This window comes from Brevundimonas sp. (genome assembly GCF_041911375.1).
In the GTDB taxonomy this organism is placed as follows: domain Bacteria; phylum Pseudomonadota; class Alphaproteobacteria; order Caulobacterales; family Caulobacteraceae; genus Brevundimonas.
In genome coordinates, this window is sequence record NZ_JAYRPA010000066.1 from 61,134 (window position 1) to 75,197 (window position 14,064).

General features: G+C 68.4%; 15 protein-coding genes. 1 reads left to right on the forward strand and 14 read right to left on the reverse strand.

Annotated features, from left to right (window positions below; all coding sequences use genetic code 11):
* Positions 1–13: 13 nt before the first annotated feature.
* On the reverse strand, positions 14–2,785 hold the full coding sequence (gyrA, locus tag ACE3PU_RS11635) for a DNA gyrase subunit A (RefSeq protein WP_374389908.1): 2,772 nt from the start codon (positions 2,783–2,785) through the stop codon (positions 14–16).
* 122 nt (positions 2,786–2,907) lie between these two features.
* On the opposite strand from gyrA, the gene ACE3PU_RS11640 reads away from it, so the two are divergent.
* A complete protein-coding gene (locus ACE3PU_RS11640; RefSeq protein ID WP_374389910.1) occupies positions 2,908–3,495 on the forward strand; it encodes a superoxide dismutase family protein in 588 nt (195 codons plus the stop codon).
* Positions 3,496–3,538: 43 nt separating this feature from the next.
* On the opposite strand, the gene ACE3PU_RS11645 is transcribed toward ACE3PU_RS11640, so the two are convergent.
* From ACE3PU_RS11645 to ACE3PU_RS11705, 13 genes are all read right to left on the reverse strand, one after another.
* On the reverse strand, positions 3,539–4,450 hold the full coding sequence (locus ACE3PU_RS11645) for a DMT family transporter (protein WP_374389912.1): 912 nt from the start codon (positions 4,448–4,450) through the stop codon (positions 3,539–3,541).
* Positions 4,451–4,561: 111 nt separating this feature from the next.
* A complete protein-coding gene (gene ssb / locus ACE3PU_RS11650) occupies positions 4,562–5,056 on the reverse strand; it encodes a single-stranded DNA-binding protein (RefSeq protein WP_374389914.1) in 495 nt (164 codons plus the stop codon).
* A 164-nt stretch (positions 5,057–5,220) separates the two neighbouring features.
* On the reverse strand, positions 5,221–5,646 hold the full coding sequence (locus ACE3PU_RS11655) for a hypothetical protein (protein ID WP_374389916.1): 426 nt from the start codon (positions 5,644–5,646) through the stop codon (positions 5,221–5,223).
* On the reverse strand, positions 5,646–6,317 hold the full coding sequence (locus ACE3PU_RS11660; RefSeq protein ID WP_374389918.1) for a hypothetical protein: 672 nt from the start codon (positions 6,315–6,317) through the stop codon (positions 5,646–5,648). The genes ACE3PU_RS11655 and ACE3PU_RS11660 overlap by 1 nt, the downstream gene beginning before the upstream one ends.
* Positions 6,290–9,103 (reverse strand): transcriptional regulator, encoded by a 2,814-nt coding sequence (locus ACE3PU_RS11665; RefSeq protein WP_374389920.1) that lies wholly within the window; start codon positions 9,101–9,103, stop codon positions 6,290–6,292. Before ACE3PU_RS11665 ends, ACE3PU_RS11660 begins: the two co-directional genes overlap by 28 nt.
* Positions 9,104–9,162: 59 nt before the next feature.
* Complete coding sequence (locus tag ACE3PU_RS11670) at positions 9,163–9,987, reverse strand: flagellin (protein WP_374389922.1); 825 nt, start codon at positions 9,985–9,987, stop codon at positions 9,163–9,165.
* A 144-nt stretch (positions 9,988–10,131) separates the two neighbouring features.
* Positions 10,132–10,407 (reverse strand): hypothetical protein, encoded by a 276-nt coding sequence (locus ACE3PU_RS11675; protein WP_374389924.1) that lies wholly within the window; start codon positions 10,405–10,407, stop codon positions 10,132–10,134.
* Between the two features lie 82 nt (positions 10,408–10,489).
* Positions 10,490–11,257, reverse strand: a complete 768-nt coding sequence (locus ACE3PU_RS11680) for a flagellin (protein ID WP_374389926.1) — start codon at positions 11,255–11,257, stop codon at positions 10,490–10,492.
* Between the two features lie 311 nt (positions 11,258–11,568).
* Positions 11,569–12,345, reverse strand: coding sequence for a flagellin (locus ACE3PU_RS11685; protein ID WP_374389928.1), 777 nt, complete (start codon positions 12,343–12,345; stop codon positions 11,569–11,571).
* Between the two features lie 225 nt (positions 12,346–12,570).
* Entirely contained in the window at positions 12,571–12,876 is a 306-nt protein-coding gene (locus ACE3PU_RS11690; protein WP_374389930.1) for a hypothetical protein, read from the reverse strand.
* Positions 12,877–13,179: 303 nt separating this feature from the next.
* Complete coding sequence (locus tag ACE3PU_RS11695; protein ID WP_374389932.1) at positions 13,180–13,563, reverse strand: M15 family metallopeptidase; 384 nt, start codon at positions 13,561–13,563, stop codon at positions 13,180–13,182.
* Positions 13,560–13,826, reverse strand: coding sequence for a hypothetical protein (locus ACE3PU_RS11700; RefSeq protein WP_374389934.1), 267 nt, complete (start codon positions 13,824–13,826; stop codon positions 13,560–13,562). The genes ACE3PU_RS11695 and ACE3PU_RS11700 overlap by 4 nt, the downstream gene beginning before the upstream one ends.
* On the reverse strand, positions 13,820–13,969 hold the full coding sequence (locus tag ACE3PU_RS11705; protein WP_374389936.1) for a hypothetical protein: 150 nt from the start codon (positions 13,967–13,969) through the stop codon (positions 13,820–13,822). The genes ACE3PU_RS11700 and ACE3PU_RS11705 overlap by 7 nt, the downstream gene beginning before the upstream one ends.
* Positions 13,970–14,064: the final 95 nt, after the last annotated feature.

Genomic DNA, 14,064 nt, shown 5'->3' on the forward strand with positions numbered 1-14,064 from the left:
GCGCGATGGAGGATCAGATGTCTCCGCCTTCGTCTGCGACATCCGCCTCATTCGATCCGCCGCTTTCCGGCAGGCGTTCGACCGAGACGACCTTCTCGTCCTTGCCGGTGCGGAAGATGGTGACGCCCTGGCTGGCGCGGCCGACGATGCGGACCTGATCCATGCGGGTGCGGATCATCTGACCGCCCGAGGTGACCAGCAGCAGATCGTCGGTCTCCTCAACCGGGAAGGCGGCGGCCAGGCGCGTGCCGGCGCGACCGCCCAGGCCGTGGGCCGTAAGGCCCTGGCCGCCGCGACCGGTGCGGCGATATTCATAGGCCGAGGATCGCTTGCCGAAGCCCGTCTCGGTGACCGTCAGGATGAACTGTTCGGCGGCGCCCAGTTCGGCGATCCGCTCGGGCGAGATCGGGGCCTCGGCGACGTCGTCCTCGGCCTCGGCGGTCGGCGGCTCGTCTTCGCCCTCCGCGCCGGCCAGGGCCTTGCGCATGGCGTTGGCGTGTTTGACGTAGGCGGCGCGTTCCTCGGGCGTGGCGTCGACGCGGCCCAGGATGGCCATGGAGATGACCTCGTCGCCGTTCTGCAGGCGCACGCCGCGGACGCCGGTCGAATCCCGGCCCTTGAACACGCGCACGTCGTCGGCCTTGAACCGGATCGCGCGGCCCAGCGCCGTGGTCAGCAGCACGTCGTCGTCGGCCGTGCACAGGCCGACGCCGACCATGCGGTCGTCGCCTTCCAGCTTCATGGCGATCTTGCCGGCGCGGTTGACCGTGGCGAAGTCCGACAGCTTGTTGCGGCGCACGTCGCCCGAGCTGGTGGCGAACATGATGTCGTAGTCGCCCCAGGTCGTCTCGTCCTCGGGCAGGGGCAGCACATTCATGATGCTGTCGCCCGGCTCGATGGGCAGCAGGTTGACGAAGGCCTTGCCGCGCGACTGCGGATTGCCCAGCGGCAGACGCCAGGTCTTGAGCTTGTAGGCCTTGCCGTTGGTGGCGAAGAAGAGGACCGGCGTGTGGGTGGAGGCGCTGAACACGCCGGTGATGGCGTCTTCATCCTTCATCGCCATGCCGCTGCGGCCCTTGCCGCCGCGATGCTGGGTTCGATAGGCGTTCAGCGCCACGCGCTTGACGTAGCCGCCGTGGGTGACTGTGACGACCATGTCCTCGCGCGGGATCAGGTCCTCGTCCTCCATCTCGCCGTCGCCTTCCCCGATCAGGGTGCGGCGGGGCGTGGCGAACCTGTCCTTCACGTCGATCAGGTCGTCGCGAATGATGGCCAGGACGTTCTTACGGTCCGACAGGATGGTCAGGTGGCCCTGGATGGTGTCGGCCAGGCCGTGCGCCTCGCCGAAGATGTCGTCGCGGCCCAGGCCGGTCAGACGCGACAGGGTCAGCGCCAGGATGGCGCGGGCCTGTTCGTCGGTCAGGCGGATCTTGTCCCCCTCGACGATGACGGTGCGCGGGTCGGCGATCAGCTCGACCAGGGCCATCATGTCGCCGACCGGCCAGGCCTTGGCCTGCAGTCGCTCGCGCGCCTCGGCCGGATCGGCCGAGGACCGGATGATGTGAATGACCTCGTCGATATTGGCAACGGCGACGGCCAGGCCGACCAGGACGTGGCCGCGATCGCGGGCCTTGTTCAGCTCGAACTTGACGCGGCGGACCACCACCTCCTCACGGAAGTCGAGGAAGATCTGCAGCAACTGCCGCAGGCCCATCTGTTCGGGCCGGCCGTGGTTCAGCGCCAGCATGTTGACGCCGAACGAGCTCTGCATCGCGGTGTAGCGCCACAGCTGGTTCAGGATCACGTCGCCCGAAGCATCGCGCTTCAGCTCGATGACGATGCGCATGCCCTGGCGGTCGGATTCGTCGCGGACGTCCGAAATGCCTTCCAGACGCTTCTCGCGCACCATTTCGGCGATGCGTTCGATCAAAGTCTGTTTGTTGACCTGGAACGGCAGTTCGGTGACGACGATGGCCTCGCGATCCTTGCGGATCTCCTCGACCGAGGCGCGACCGCGCACCACCACCGAGCCGCGGCCGTCACGCAGGGCGTTGCGCGGCGCGGTGCGGCCCATGATTTCGCCGCCGGTCGGGAAGTCCGGACCCGGCACGATGTCCAGCAGCGTCTCGTCCGAGACGTCCGGATCATCCAGCAGCGCCAAGGCCGCATCCACGACTTCGCCCAGGTTATGCGGCGGGATGTTCGTCGCCATGCCGACGGCGATGCCGCCCGCGCCATTGACCAGAAGGTTCGGAATCCGGCTGGGCAGGACGACCGGCTCCAGCTCCTTCTCGTCGTAGTTCGGCTGGAAATCGACCGTGTCCTTGTCGATGTCGGCCATCAGGGCCGTCGCCGCCGGCGCCATGCGGCACTCGGTGTAACGCATCGAGGCGGGCATATCGCCGTCGACCGAGCCGAAGTTGCCCTGACCGTCGACCAGCATCAGCCCCATCGAGAAGGGCTGAGCCATCCGCACCAGGGCCATGTAGACCGAGGCGTCGCCGTGGGGGTGGAACCGGCCCAGCACGTCGCCGACCACGCGGGCGCACTTCGAATAGCTGCGCTCCGGCGTCATGTTCAGGTCGTGCATCGAATACAGGATGCGACGGTGAACCGGTTTCAGCCCGTCACGGGCGTCCGGGAGGGCGCGCGAAACGATCACGCTCATGGCGTAGTCGAGATACGAACGCTTCAGTTCGTCCTCGATCGTGATCGTGGAAATGTCGGAGCCGCCGCCTCGGCCGTTGATCGGGGTTGCGGCGTTTTCGTAGCTGTCGTCGGTCAAGGAAGCGTGGCTTTATGCGGCCGGAATCGGAACGTGATCCGCTGTGACGATTTCTAGCATTCCGGGGCTCGGGTGGCAAAGCAACGCCGCCATGAAAGCCCGTCTCTGAAAGGACTTTCCCAATGCGCCCTCAGCTTCGCGTCAATCGCCTCGCCGCCGCCCTGATGATCGCCGCTCCGCTCGGCCTGACCGCCGCCTGCGCCTCGACCGTCGAAGAGTCGCAGCTGTCGATGAACCGCGCTCCGGTGGGCGCAACCGGCCAGGCCGTGCTCATCAACGCCCAGGGCGTCGATATCGGCCGCGTCGACCTGCGCCAGGGGCCGACCGGCCTGTTGATCAAGGTCGAGGCCTCGGGCCTGACGCCGGGCTGGCACGGCATCCACATTCACGCCACGGGAGCCTGCGAGGCGCCCTTCACCTCGTCCGGCGCCCACATCAATCATGCCGAACCCAAGGCGCCGCACGGCCTGCTGAACACGGCGGGGCCCGACGACGGCGATCTGCCCAACGTCTACGCCGGCCCGGACGGCAAGGTGAACGCGGAGCTGTTCACCACCCACGCCCGCATATCGTCGCAAGGTCCCGGCCAGTGGCTGTGGGACCAGGACGGCTCGGCCATCATCATCCACGCCAATCCGGACGATCATAACAGCCAGCCCATCGGCGGCGCCGGCGACCGCGTGGCCTGCGCGGCGCTCAGCGCGAGCTGACGCCAGCCGGCTCAAGCAGGGCGAAGTCCGACGGCCCCAAAGATCAAGCCTTGGCGGCGCCGGCGCGCAGGCCGCGCTCCGCCAGGGCCACGACGGCCACCCCGCCCATCGCCAGGGCGGCGCCCGTCAGTATCTGCGGCGTCAGCACGTCGCCCATGAAGGCCCAGCCGATCAGGATGGTCACCACGGGCGTCGCCAGAAGATAGGGCGTGACACGCCCGGCCTCGCGCCGCTGAACCAGCCAGAACAGCAGGGTCGTGGCCAGAACCGACGAGACGATCCCGGCCCACAGCAGCGAGGCCCAGACCAGCGGCGTCGCCTGTCGGATCGCCTCGACCTGGTCGCGCTCGAACACGGCCGACCCAAACGCCATGACCGGAAGGGTGCCCGCCGCCAGCAGGCCCTGCATCTTCAGCGGCGGGATCGAGGTGGTCCGGCGCGCCACGACGGTCGTCAACGCCCAGGCCGCCCCGGCCGCTATGCCGACCAGGATGGCGCGCCAATCCTGCAAGGCGTGGGCGTCCAGCATCATCCAGCCCACCCCGGCGAAGGCGATGATCATGCCCGCCAGCGCCGCCTTGCCCAGCCGTTCCTTCAGCAGCAGGAAGGCGAACAGGGTCGTCAGCGGGATCCACAGCTGGTTGGCGACCGTCACGGGGCTGACATCCTGCGCCAGCCAGTAGGCGACATACAGCAGACCGTACTGCAGGGCGCCGCCGACGAAGACGATCAGCACCAGACTGCGCCAGTCCGGAAAGGGCGGCCGCACGAAGGGAAACAGACAGAGCGTCGCGATCAGGAACCGCAAGGCGCCGACCAGCAGCGGCGGCATGACCTCGGTGGCCAGCTTGCCCGCCGCATTGTTCACGCCCCAGGTGACGATGATCGCCAGGATGGCGGCCATCTCCAGCCCGGTCAGGGCGTGGGGCTTTGCGGGGGCTTCGACTTGGGTCATGACCGCCGTATGGCACGACGCGGCGGCCGCGTCGGCTCACTTTGAATGACCCCAGGTTTCGGCCTGCGTGGAGCCCCCGATCGGGCGTCGCAAGACGACGCCCGGCCCGTCCTAGAACGGGATGTCGTCGTTCAGGTCGTAGCTTTCCTTGGGGCCGCTCGGCTTGTTGGCGCCGCCGGTGGAGAAGCCCGAGGAATAGTCGTCGTCGCCGCGACCGCCACCGCCGCCATAGCCCCCCGACGCGCCGCCTTCCGAACGGCCGCCCAGCATGGTCAGTTCACCCTTGAAGCGGCTGACGACGATCTCGGTCGAATACTTCTCGACGCCTTGCTGGTCGGTCCATTTGCGGGTCTGGAGCGCGCCCTCGATGTAGACGGTCGAGCCCTTCTTCACATAGTTCTCGACGACCTTGACGATGTTGTCGTTGAAGATGACGACGCGGTGCCACTCGGTCTTTTCCTTGCGCTCGCCCGAGGACTTGTCGCGCCAGGTTTCCGAGGTCGCGATCGACAGGTTGGCGATGCGGTCGCCGTTCGGCATGGACCGGATTTCCGGATCGCGGCCCAGGTTGCCGACCAGAATGACCTTGTTGACGCTGCCCGCCATGGGATTCCCTTTTCGCATGGGCCGACGACTCGGTCGCCGCGCCCGAAATTCAGCCCGATCTCTTAAGGCGCAGACGACTTGTCGCCACCCCGCATTCGATCTCGGGCCCTCCAAACCGGTGGATTAAAGAATGTTCCACCTTTGTTCGCATCGCGCAAGGCCGATTACTGGCCCTCCGGCGCGGGCGCGACGGCGACGGGGCGGCCGGTGTCGTCGCGCGCGATGGCGCCGGGGATGGCCAGACGACCATCGCCGGTGCGGGCCATGGCGAAGAAGCGGCTGCCATTCAGGGACTGGCCGATCTTCACGCCCTCGCGGTCAACGAAGACGAACCGACCCTGGTAAGCGCCCGTGATCTCCTGGTTGGTTCCGCCCATGCGCAGGAAGCGCAACCGCATTTCCTCCAGCCGCGCGGCGCAGAACTCGATCTGGGCCTGATCGCGGGCCACGACCTCCAGGCGCGGGGCCTCGCCCTCGGGCGTGGCGACGAAGTAGCAGACCCCGGGCTCGAAGGTGAAATCGGGCTCGTTGCTGCACGCCCCCACCAGGGCGGCGCCGGCGACGGCGGCGAGGACGATGGAAGCGCGCATCAGTTCAGTCCCGGAAATTGGCAGTTGCGGTCCTGCTCCGCCAGAGTGCGGAAACGTGTGTTGTCGGCCGATTGTTCAACCCGACGCGGCACCAGGCGCAGCGTGGTGTCGCCCCAGCGGCCGTACAGGGCGTCGCCCGGACGCACGCAGGTCCCGGCGTAAAGCGCCTGAACGCAGGCGTTCAGGCTCATCCCGCTGGACAGCACGCGCCAGTCCGAACCGGTGTGGCGCAGGCAGGGGGTCGCGGCGGTGGCCGGCGCGGGGGCAGGACGCTGCGGGTCGTCTTCGGGCGTCGGCGGCGGCGCGGCCTCGGCCAGATCGACCGAAGGCGCTTGCGGCGGCGGGGCGAAGGCGGCGGTCGGGGCCGCCGCCAGGGCGCCCGTTTCGTCCAGGCCGACATCCAGCGCATCGGTGGCTAGTCCGTTGCGCTGGGCGCAGTCCGCCAGGGTGGCCATGCCGACGAACTGGCCGTCGACGAAGCAGCGCAGCTCGCGCGTCGGCTCCAGCGACGGCGCCTCGGCCAGATCGACCACCAGCCCGCCCTTGGAGGCCGGAGGCGCTTCCTCAGGCTGCTCGCCGCCGGTGAAGACCAGCGCCAGCACGACGGCGGCGACGATCACCACGGCGGCGCCGATGGCGATGATCACGCGATTGTCTTGAGGAAGGGCCATGCGACGGCTTTCACGGAGGGGGGACCGTCAATAACCCCGACCCGGCGCCGGCCGTCAACCGGGAAGCGTCGCCTCAGGCGGTCAGGCCGCCGAGCCGATCCAGCGCCGCCTGAAAGTTGGCCGCCTGGGTGTTGTAGTAGGCGGTCGATCCCCCCTTGCCGGTCAGGGAGTTGGTGATCTCGGTCGTCCGCGGCGCCAGGCCCTTGTAGGCCGACCGCACGGTGGAGATCGCCGCGGACAAGGCTTCGATCGCGGCCTTGATCGACTCCTTGCTGTTGAGATTCAGGTTGTTGGGCAAGGTCAGACCGAACGCCTTCTTGGCCTCGGCCTTGTCCTTGGAGTCCGTCGTGGGGCTGATAAGGCCAGGCGACAGTCCCAATGCGCCCAGCGCATCCTTGCCTGGCGCGCCCGACGAGATGACGGCGCCCGCCTTGTTGTCCTCGGCCGTGATTTCCAGGCGCTGCATGAAGGGCGCGGTCTTGTCGGTGACCACGGCGACTTTCAGCTGCCGCCCCGAGGCGTTGACGATCTTCTTGGCCAGGGTGTCCAGCGTGTCCTTGGCCGTGATCTCGACGGTGACGGCGCGCCCGCTGTTGCCGGGCGTGACAGTGAACTGGTCGCCGACGCGCAAGGCGGTGGCCTGGGTCAGTTGCTTGGCGTTGGTCTGCGAGATCGTCCCCTGCGGAAAGCCCCAGGCGGTCCAGAACGCTGGCGCCGCCCGACGCCACGGCGATCGTCGCCGGCCGGGCCTGACCGTTGTCGGCCGTCCAGGTCTGGCTCCACTCGGTCGCGCCCGTTTCCGGGTCCATCCGCATCAGATAGCCCTGGCTGGGATCCTCCTCGCCGGCGGCGGCGGCGCGGTTGGATCCGGTGATCCAGACCTTGCCGTCCTTGAACGCCACATCGGCCGCGCTGTCGTCGCCCGCGCCGCCGACGTAGGTCAGCCGGTCGCCGGCGGAAGGCTGAAGATCGCCCGACAGGACCGCGACGAACGCATCGGAGCCCCCGGCGTGGGCGTTGGTCGGCGTTCCGACATCCAGCGCGGCGTTCTCCGTCTGACCGGTCAGGATCACGCGGCCGTCGGCGACCGCGATCCCGGCGATCGAGCCCTGGGCCAGGCCCAGGTCGCGGGTCGCCGCCAGCGTGGGCGATCCGTCCGCGCCCAGGGTGAACTGGCGCACCATGATGCGGCCGTTCTCCACCCCCGCGGTGTAGAGATCGGCGCCCGAGACGGTCATGGCCTGGACGGAATCGTCGCCGACGCTTCCGAACTGCAGCGTGGAGGTCGACACGCCGACCTTGGGCGCGATCGGCGTCTGCTGTTGCTCGGTGAAGGTCTGGAGATAACTGTCCCAGCCGCCCTGGGCGACCGTTCCGGGCATGGCGGATTTGGCGCGTCCGGCGACATAGACCTGGCCGTCGGGCCCGAAGCTGACCGCCGTCGCCTCGTCCGCCGCCTTGGCCCCGCGCCTTTGGGTCCAGAGCTCCGCCCCCGCCGCGTCGAACACGGTCACGAAGCTGTCGGCCACGGTCGCATCCGCGCCGCTCTTGCCCGGTTCCAGCGCCCCGGTCACCGAGCCGGCGACGGCGACGCGGCCATCGGCGTCGATGGCGATGGCGAAGCCGCTGGCGTCGGACGCCGCGCCGAGCAGCTTGGTCGACAACAGGTTGCCCGCGGAGTCGTACTTCATCAGCGCCACGTCCCGCTGACCCTTGATCGGCTGGTTGGGGTCGCTGGACGTCATGTCCGCCACCACCCACAGCGTCCCGTCCGGCGCGACGGCGCTGGCCCGCACCGTCTCGACGCCTTCCGGCAGCGTCGTGCGGCCGACCTGCCCTTCGACCGCGAATGGATCAGCGATGGCCGCCGACGGCGCCGGCGCAGCCCCGCCGTCCGACTGGAATTTCAGCAGTTGGTCGGCGCCCTTGGCGCCTACGCCCTGGGTGACATAGATCGCATCGGAGACGGCGTCGGCGGCGAAGGAAACCGCCTCGCCGGCGGCGCCCTGGATTTCGAACGCCCATTGGTCCGGCCCTGCCGGCAGGGTGATGGTCTTGTCCCCGCTCTTGACGGTTTTCGGTTCTCCGGGGATCTGTTCGTAGGAGACGCGGGTGGCCACGCCGGCGTCGGCCAGCTTGCCGTTGATGTGTTCGGTGACGGCGCCGAAGGTGCGCGGCGTATCGCCCATGTCCGCCAGGTCGATCTGGATCGTGCGCGCCGCGGCGCCCTCGCCCACCGTCATGGTGAACCGAACATCGCCCGCGAAGGCCGCGACCGGCTCGGAGATGGCGCCGCTGTGGACCGGCTGTGAGACGAAGGTGGTGGAGGTTTTCTCGACCCCGGCGGTGGTCTTGACCTTGGTCGAAGACACGCCCTGCACCAGGTCGATGTCCTGGAACTTCGTCGTCGACAGCCAGTCGCTGATCTCCTGCAGCCCGCTGGAGAACCGCTTCGCCGTCTGGGACAGCTCGAGGGTGCTCAGCCCCCGCTCATTGGCCCGATCGGCCAAGGCGCTCAGCGTTTCCAGCCCCTGATAAAGCGCGAAAAGGCGCGTGTAGTCGGGCGAGGCGCCGGCCATGTCCAGATCGACGGCCGTTTCGTTGATCAGGCGACGGCCAGCCAGGGCCGAACGCACCAGATCGCTGGGCTTGGACGCCGTCTCGGGACTGGACCAGGGCGCCGTCGGCTGGGTCTTCTTGGGCGGGATGATCGCGGACGCGCCGCCGCCGGCCGCGGTCGAGGACGACGCGCCGAACAGGCCGAGCAGATAGCTCTGGTTGATCATCATCCGTCTCCGCGCCTCCAGTCTGCGCTGAGCCGCGATAACGGCGCGTTAACTGGCGCCTACCCCTGGAACAGGGACAGGATGACCTGCGGCGCCTGGTTGGCGATCGACAGCGCCTGGACGCCCAGTTGCTGCTGCACTTGCAGGGCCTGAAGACGAGCGCTTTCCTTGGCCAGGTCGGCGTCGACCAGGTTGCCGATGCCGGATTCCAGCGAGTCGGACAGCTTGCTGACGAAGACGGTGTGGCGCTCGATCTGCTTGGCCGCCGCGCCCAGCTCCGCAAGGCGTCCGCTGCTGGTCGTGATGGCGGCCGTCACAGCCGTCAGGGCCGCATCGGCGTTGGCCTCGCTGGTCAGATCCAGCCCGTCGAGCCCCAGCCCCACTAGCGTCATGTCCTGCGGGGAGAGAGAAATCGTCTCGGTCGCGTTGGCGTTGGCCAGGAAGTCCAGCGGCGCGGCGATCGTGCCGTCCAGAATGTTGGCGCCGTCGAAGATGGCGTTGTCGGCGAACGACTGGATCGATTCCAGAAGCGACTGGAACTCCGAATTGTAGGAATCTCGCGTCGCCTGCGTCGCGCTGGGCTCCGACGCCGCCGTGGCCTTCTGCTTCAGTTCGATCAGCAGGTCCGAAATCTGCTGTCCGGCCGCCAGTGAGACGTCGGCGATGGAAGTCGCCCGGTTCAAGCTGGTGGTCACCGCCTCGAGCGACCCCTTGTCCGCCCGCTGACCCTGCGCCACGGCCCAGACGGCCGCATTGTCCTTCGCGCCCTGAACCTTCAGGCCCGTGTTGACGCGGCTCTGCGTGGCCGCGAGCTGCTCGTTCGTCCGGTTCAGATTCTGCAGCGCCACAAGCGCCGAAGCGTTGGTATGGATGCTGGTGGTCATGGGGGCTTCGAGCCTCGGAACTTCTGTTCGAAGCAGAATACCCGTGAGTCGTGTGCGTATGGTTAACGGCGAAGTAACGCCGACGACGTCGCTCGGCGAGCGCCGGCGACGGATGGAACCCGGGACGCCCTGGCGTTCAGGCGTTCAGGCGGTCGTGTCGACCACCTGGCCGCCGCGATAGGTCGGGTCGGCGTTCAGCCGCTGAACCTCCTCACGCGGAAGCTGCCGGATCACCTCCCCGGTGACGCGGTCCAGGACCTTGTAGATGAAGTGCCCCTCCGGGGTCGCCTCGATGGTCAGCCGCAGCCGGCTGATGTCGATGTTGTCGTTCCGGGCGTCGGGCCTTGGCGGCGAGGCGGGAACGGCGATCTCGATGGCGGCTGTGGGTACGCTTGCTACTCTCGCGACATGATTGGACATGGCTCCAGGCGCAGCTGACGCCGCGCCCTCCTAGTCAAGAGATCGGCCGGGGCGGTCACGCGGGCCGCCCCGGCCGGTCGTCTTAGCGGAACAGGCCGAGCAGGATCGAGCTCGACGAGTTGGCGATCGACAGCGCCTGCACACCCAGCTGCTGCTTGGTTTGCAGGGCCGTCAGTCGGGCGCTTTCCTTGGCCAGATCGGCGTCGACCAGGTTGCCGATACCGGCTTCCAGGGCGTCTTCCATCTTGCTGGTGAAGGCGACCGAACGTTCCAGCGACTTGGACTGAGTGCCCAGGGTCGCCAGGTCGGCCGTGAAGGCCTCGATCGCGGCCTGGACTTCAGCGGCCGTCGCGCCCGCGGGCGTGGCGTCCGACGGCGTGCCCATGCCGATGGTCTTGACCGTGCCGGCGGTGTCCGTGATCACGTCCACCGAGGCCGTCCACAGGTTTTCGCCGTCGAAGTCGGCGCCGGCCAGGGCGTTGTCGATTTCGGTCTGCAGCGCGTCGTAGTCGGCCTGCAGAGCCGTGGTGGTGGCCGAGGAGCCGCCGGCTTCGATGGCGACGGCCAGCGCCTTCATCTCGGTGAGAGCGTCGATGACGGTGTCGCCGGCGGCCAGGGCCACGTCGACGATCGATTGACCGCGTTGCAGCGACTGCTTGACCGAGCCCAGGGCGCTCATTTCAGCGCGCTGATTGGTGGCGATGGCGAAGATCGCGCCGTTGTCCTTGGCCGAGGAGACGGCCTGGCCGGTGCTGACGCGGTTCTGGGTGGTGGCGAGCGCCCGGTTGGTGGCGTTCAGGGTCTGCAGCGCGACGTTGGCGCCGTAGTTCGTGTTGATGCTGTTAGCCATTTTGGCTGTCCTTTTCACTTCGTGATGTCCGGCGCCGTTTTGGCGACCGAGGGCTTTTTGCCCACATCGATGGAAGCAAGTGCCGGGCCAGCCGAAAGGTTAACGAGGCCTCGCAACATCGCCATAACATATTGATTTTGCGGCTTTATTCAGGCGGTTAGGTTAAGCCGCCCGGCAGATCTGACCGAGCCGCGGCAAAAAACGCCTGGCGCCCGGCAAAAAATGCCCGGCACGATCTGCCGGACAAGCAAAAAGGCGGCCGGACTGGGTCCGGCCGCCTCAAGGGCTCAGATTTTCGGGAAGAGGACGGCTTAGTTGAACAGGTTCAGCAGGATCTGACTGGACGAGTTCGCAATCGACAGCGCCTGGACGCCCAGTTGCTGCTTGGTCTGCAGAGCCGTCAGGCGCGCGCTTTCCTTGGCTAGGTCGGCGTCCACCAGATTGCCGATGCCGGCCTCGACCGCGTCCTGCATCTTGCTGTTGAAGGTGGTCTGGCGCTCGAGCGACTTGGACTGGGTGCCGATGGTGGCTAGGTCGGCGGTGAAGGACTCGATGGCGGCCTGAACGTCCGCCGCGGTCGCGCTCGCGGGCGTCGGGTCGACGGCGGCGGCGAAGCCGATGTCGTAGGTCGTGCCGGAGGTGTCGGTCAGGACGCCGGTGACGGCGCCGTCGGTCCACAGGTTGACGCCATCGAAGTTGGCGCCGGCCAGGGCGGCGTCGATTTCATCCTGAAGGGCGTCGTAATCGTTCTGCAGGGCGGTGGTCGTGGCGGACGATCCGCCGGCCTCGATGGCGACGGCCAGAGCTTTCATTTCGGTCAGGGCGGCGACGACGGTGTCGCCGGCGGCCAGGGCCACGTCCACGATGGATTGACCGCGCTGCAGCGACTGGCGGACCGCGTTCAGCGATCCCAGCTCGGCGCGCTGGTTGGTGGCGATGGCGAAGATCGCGCCATTGTCCTTGGCGCTCGAGACCGCCAATCCCGTGGAGACACGGTTTTGCGTCACGGCCAACTCACGGTTGGACGCGTTGAGGTTTTGCAGCGCGACCATCGCGCCGACGTTCACATTGATGCTGTTGTTAGCCATTTTGGCTGTCCTTTTTCACTTCGTGTGATGTCCGACGCCATTTTGGCGGCCGGGAGCATTTTGCTCGCCCTCCTTGGAGCAAGGGCGAGGCCACGGCTGGCGACACGGCAGGAAACGCCAAGCCGTTGATTTCCTACGCATTGGCATGAAGGAGCGTCGGCGCGGCCCGGCAAAGTCCGCCGATGGCGGCAGAAGTTGCCGAGTCGATCCTGCCGGTCGCCGGTTTCAGTCGCCCTCGCCGCGGCCCTGCCGATCCTGCAGCGCGCGCTCGGCCAGCAGCGTCTCGACCGCCAGCCGCCGGGCCCCGTCGCACGCCACGATCTGCGACCCGCGCAGAACATAGGCCGCCTCCAGATCAGCGACTGTCGGACCAGCGGGCAGGACGGCCAGGGCGCACGGCCGCGTCGCCGCCTCCGGCAGAAGCAGCCGCGCCGGCGCAACCGTCGAGGTCTGGCGCGAGGCGGCACAGCTGGTCGTCATGACCGCGCAGGCGATCAGCGCGATCCGGTTCAAGAACGTGGTCGGCGTCATGGGCGCTCCTGGCCTGGTCGACGGCGACGGCGGTGACCTGGCCCGCCGCCGCATCGCGTTGATTGAGATGTTCGAGACGCCGGGCCTGGTCCTCGGCCCCGCGGGCTTCAAGTCGCCGGGCTTGGGCCTCGGCCCGCCCGGCCGCCGCGCCGGCCTCGGCCCGCTCGAGCCGGCGCTGCGTCAGCCCGAGCGGGTCCCAGCGAAAGCCCGCGCCGTTCAGCACCATCAGCGCCAGACCGGCGGCGAGCGCCGTTATCGCGATCCAGACCGCTGGCCGGAGCGTCCTCGGCATCCAGCCGCCCGTCATGGAAACCCCCTCCGATCCAGCTCGAAATGCGGGCCGTCGCGCAACGTCGGCCAGTCGCCGCCCCAGATGACGGCGGCTCCCTGCTCGTCCGCCGCCGAAAGGAAGGCCTCGGCGATGCGGGGATAGAGCGGCCAGTCCCAGCGCACCCGCCCCTCGACCACGGCCGCGACATCCACCGCGTGACCGGTCAGGTGACGCGACTTCAGCGTTCGGCTAGCCCCGGCCTTGACCAGGCCGGCCTGCCGCTCCGGCGTCCGCACGCCTTCGGTGATCATGAAGTCCACGGGCGTGCGAAGAATGGCCTCTTCGACCACCGCGACCAGGGCCGGATGAACGCCCTTCAACCGCGCCCGCGAGCGCGCCGAAAGCCGGAAGCTCATGGCCGCCCCCGAACGGCCAGGCGCAGCCGAAGGTTCGCCGCCATCGCGGCTAGCTGCTGCGCCGTCGGCGCCACCAGATACAGCACCAAAATCAGCGCCATCAGCACCATCAGCCCCCGCGCGGTCTCGGGCATCCGCTCCGGCGGGGTCGCCAGCACCGCCCGCCGCAACAGCCACAGCAGCGATCCCGTCACGGCGAAGGCGTAAAGCCTGCGCCAGAACCACCGCCCCTCCGCCAGCGGCCGACCTTTCGGTCTCACCATGCTTCGTCCTCCCGTTCTTCGCGGCCGTCGCGTCGGCCATCCGGGGCCATGCCCCTCCAGTCGTCCTCGCTCAGGCTGGCGGGGACCTCCCAGGCCTCCTCGTCCAGCACCTCGACCGCCTCGGGCGCGCGCAAGCGTCTCATCGGCCTCACCCGATCGCCGTGATGCGCACCAGGCCGGCGGCGCCCGGGCCGCCTGCGCCGGACAGGGTCTGGCCCGCGCCGCCGCCCCCGCCGCC

Excerpts from the sequence above, each read along its gene's own strand:
- ACE3PU_RS11645 (WP_374389912.1), bottom strand. The coding sequence starts at position 4,450 with ATGACCCAAGTCGAAGCCCCCGCAAAGCCCCACGCCCTGACCGGGCTG.
- ACE3PU_RS11685 (WP_374389928.1), bottom strand. The coding sequence starts at position 12,345 with ATGGCTAACAACAGCATCAATGTGAACGTCGGCGCGATGGTCGCGCTG.
- ssb (WP_374389914.1), bottom strand. The coding sequence starts at position 5,056 with ATGGCGGGCAGCGTCAACAAGGTCATTCTGGTCGGCAACCTGGGCCGC.
- ACE3PU_RS11675 (WP_374389924.1), bottom strand. The coding sequence starts at position 10,407 with ATGTCCAATCATGTCGCGAGAGTAGCAAGCGTACCCACAGCCGCCATC.
- ACE3PU_RS11670 (WP_374389922.1), bottom strand. The coding sequence starts at position 9,987 with ATGACCACCAGCATCCATACCAACGCTTCGGCGCTTGTGGCGCTGCAG.
- ACE3PU_RS11640 (WP_374389910.1), top strand. The coding sequence starts at position 2,908 with ATGCGCCCTCAGCTTCGCGTCAATCGCCTCGCCGCCGCCCTGATGATC.
- ACE3PU_RS11680 (WP_374389926.1), bottom strand. The coding sequence starts at position 11,257 with ATGGCTAACAGCATCAACACGAACTACGGCGCCAACGTCGCGCTGCAG.
- ACE3PU_RS11705 (WP_374389936.1), bottom strand. The coding sequence starts at position 13,969 with ATGAGACGCTTGCGCGCGCCCGAGGCGGTCGAGGTGCTGGACGAGGAG.
- ACE3PU_RS11700 (WP_374389934.1), bottom strand. The coding sequence starts at position 13,826 with ATGGTGAGACCGAAAGGTCGGCCGCTGGCGGAGGGGCGGTGGTTCTGG.
- ACE3PU_RS11690 (WP_374389930.1), bottom strand. The coding sequence starts at position 12,876 with ATGACGCCGACCACGTTCTTGAACCGGATCGCGCTGATCGCCTGCGCG.
- ACE3PU_RS11660 (WP_374389918.1), bottom strand. The coding sequence starts at position 6,317 with ATGGCCCTTCCTCAAGACAATCGCGTGATCATCGCCATCGGCGCCGCC.
- ACE3PU_RS11665 (WP_374389920.1), bottom strand. The coding sequence starts at position 9,103 with ATGATCAACCAGAGCTATCTGCTCGGCCTGTTCGGCGCGTCGTCCTCG.
- ACE3PU_RS11695 (WP_374389932.1), bottom strand. The coding sequence starts at position 13,563 with ATGAGCTTCCGGCTTTCGGCGCGCTCGCGGGCGCGGTTGAAGGGCGTT.
- ACE3PU_RS11655 (WP_374389916.1), bottom strand. The coding sequence starts at position 5,646 with ATGCGCGCTTCCATCGTCCTCGCCGCCGTCGCCGGCGCCGCCCTGGTG.